The 2,911-nt window shown below is 60.7% G+C and carries 2 protein-coding genes and 1 pseudogene; all 3 read right to left on the bottom strand.

The features are described 5' to 3' along the window. A pseudogene (locus Q0478_RS13415) lies at window positions 1-698 on the bottom strand (hypothetical protein); the annotation flags it as partial. Between the two features lie 226 nt (window positions 699-924). Then, a complete protein-coding gene (locus tag Q0478_RS13420; RefSeq protein ID WP_298680104.1) occupies window positions 925-2,109 on the bottom strand; it encodes a hypothetical protein in 1,185 nt (394 codons plus the stop codon). A 39-nt stretch (window positions 2,110-2,148) separates the two neighbouring features. Then, window positions 2,149-2,911 (bottom strand): hypothetical protein (locus Q0478_RS13425; RefSeq protein WP_298680106.1); only part of this gene is annotated, 763 nt, incomplete at its 5' end.

Consider the following 2,911-nt stretch of genomic DNA (forward strand, 5'->3'; position numbering starts at 1 on the left):
AAGTAGCGCCTGGCGAGCGCTTTGTTGCCCGCCTCAAACTGCGCCAGCACGCTCTTGCGCCTATCCAGCGGCATCAGCCGTTCACTCTGCTTTGACATATGCCCCAACAAGCTGCGGTCCACCCGCTCCAGCGCATTGCGAAAAATCGCACGATCAACGGTGCTGATCTGGTCCAGCGGCAAATGGCGGAAAAACGCGGTCATTTCCGCAGAAAGAGACGCGTTCACATGCGGTGGCGTGGAAAATCCCTCACGGTCTTTCAACCCGATCTTGTTGCAAAAATCGACAACCGGCCCCTGCGGCATCTGTCCGCGCTCAAACACCGAGAGACGCAGGTTCTTGCGCCCAAACAGGCGCTCAAGCTTGCCCACATGGGCGGCATAATCAATCCAGTGAAACTCTGCGCGCCTGTCCAGAAACTCGGGCCACGTCAGATGGCTCAGAGCCGGGTTCCACTGCCATTTGATGTTTTGAAAATACCAGCTCTCAAGCCATGTGTCCTGCCGGCGCATCGAGAACAGGACGGTCACCTCAAAGAAGTGGCGCAGCGCCTGCAAGGGTGCAAGGTCTTCGTGCTGGCTGACATCTTCATCGCTCAACAGGATGGCCGCCTGCGGGCCCACCTGCGCCAAGGCCTCCGCGTGCAGCTGCTCGGCAAGCGCCTCTGCGGTCATCTCGCCGCTCATAAGCTGAGCCATCAGCCCGCTGTGACGGCCGCGCCCGTTGGGCAGAAAATAGCCCCTTTGTGCCAGCCGGACCGCATTGGAGCGCATATAATTCTGGATGGATGTGGTCCCCGTCCGGTGGCAGCCCACATGCAGGAAAAGCCGCTGCTTGAACTGCGGCACAAAGCGCGGTCTCGGCCGGACCCAATCTAACAATTTTACGCGTTCAAACATGTATCGCCTTCGTTGCTCTGCGTGACTAACCGGTCAACTCATGCGGCTGTCTCTGGTGTGCGGGCGGCAGCATGAGGCCGGCAAGCGCGCCCACCAGCGCCCAGACTTTGGCTATGTGCCGCTTGTTTCTCAGCCGCTCAAAGCGCGTGGCCAGCGTTTCATCCACCTGCCCCTCTTGTGACAAACGGTCGAGCATCCAGGCGCTGGGCCGGGTCTTCAGAAGCGCACTCACCTCAGCGGCGAGCGCGCGCAGCTGCTCCAGCCTCTCTGCCTCAAAGTAAAGCTCTGCTTTCACTTTCGGAAAGGTGGGGCTCGCTGCCGCCACAGCCTTGCGCATCGCCGTTTCCATCACCGGCTTGTCAAAGAAATGCGCATCCATCGCCTGCGCATCCGAAGCATAGGCCGCACGAATGCGCTGCGCATCCCGCTGGGTCAATGTAAGGCGCCGCGTGTAGCGCCCGGCCAGCTGGCCAAGGGCGTCACTGATGGCCGCGCCCAGCTGGTGGCGCAAACTTCGGTCCAGCTCATGCGCCTGAAAGACTTTTTGCACAAACCGCAGCGCAGCCATCTCTTCAACGGCCAGCGCCTCGTTAACGTGAAAAGACCCCGCCAGCTCAAAAGGCCGCCCCGCGAGGACCTGGTCAAAAAAATCTTGCACAATATCCCCCCCGCGCAGTTCACTGCGCACAAAGGGGCGCAATGTGAAATGATCGCCAAAGCTTTCTTCCCAAGCCTGAAAGCGCGGGAGGTAGCTCAGAAATTCATTGTTGATCAGCCTTTGCGCCAGCTGTTTGGGCGAGCCCCCCGCAGCCCCTGTCTTCACTCGCTGCCCATAGGCCGAAACAAAGCGCGCGCAATGTGGCCGCACATAAGCCAAAACGCGCGCCTCAGCGGCCAGCTCGGGCAGATAGGCCTCCAGAGCCCGTTTCAAAACCTCTGGTTGCACCTCTGCGAGGAACTCGCTTGATACAAGGCCGATGTCGGCATCAGAGCTGCGCGCCCAGCGCGCCAACCGCCCCAGCTGCGCCGCACAGGCCTCTGGCGCTTCCTCTGCACAGGAGAGCGCCTTGCCAAGCCCAACGGCGTTGAGCTCGCGTTGCGGCAGGATCGTGACATCACCACAGCGGCACGCCCCTTGCTGCATCGCAGACTGGATAGAGGAGGTGCCCGTCTTTGGGTCGCCTATGTGGAGGACAAGTCTCTTAATCATACCGGACCATTTACATCACATCAAAATACAAAAGCAGCGTTAAGGCTGCACCATCAATTTGCTCAACTTATCAATCAAAGCCCAGACCTGTTTGGCGTTTTTCTGCCGTTTGCGCGCATCTGGCTGATCCTTGAGCGCCACAAAGCGCTGGCCTCGCAAATATTGGTAGTCCGCGCGCCAGGCCCCGGGCATGGCCTCAAAGCAATCGGCCACCCTGGCGGCCAGCTGCTCCATCTTGCGCAGCCGCCGTGCGGGGAAATAGGCCTGCGCGTCATAGTCTTGCGCAGGGCCAACAGCGCGGGCCAGCGCCTGCTCAAAAGCCTGCGTCAGCGCGGGCGCATCAAAAAACAGCCGGTCCGTTTGGGCTGCATCCTCAGAAAACCGCGCCCAAAGCGCCGCGCCATGGGCCTGCGTCAACTGGGGTTTTTCGCTGTAGCGCCCTGCTGTGCCGGGCATGGCCCGCCCCATGGCCCCCCCAAAGGAAAGCCGCAAATGCGGTGCCACATTGCGCGCGATCAACACAGCCTGCACCCGGCGCATCGCGGCCAGCTCAGGCACGCTCAGCGCTTCGTTGACCCTGGGTGTCTCCCCAAGTGTGAACGCCTCCCCCTCAAAAACCTCGTTGAAGAAATCCTGCACCACGTCCTGCTGAAACAAATGCGCGCGCACAAACGGGCGCAGCTTGAAGGCGCTGCCGAATGTGTCGCGCCACATCGAAAACCTGGGCGCATAGCAGGAGCGCTCTGCCGCCAGAGCCACGGGCAAAAAATCATCTGGTGTGCCGCTGAAGCTGCCGGTTTTC

It is taken from the genome of uncultured Lentibacter sp. (assembly GCF_937123735.1).
Taxonomy (GTDB): Bacteria; Pseudomonadota; Alphaproteobacteria; order Rhodobacterales; family Rhodobacteraceae; genus Lentibacter.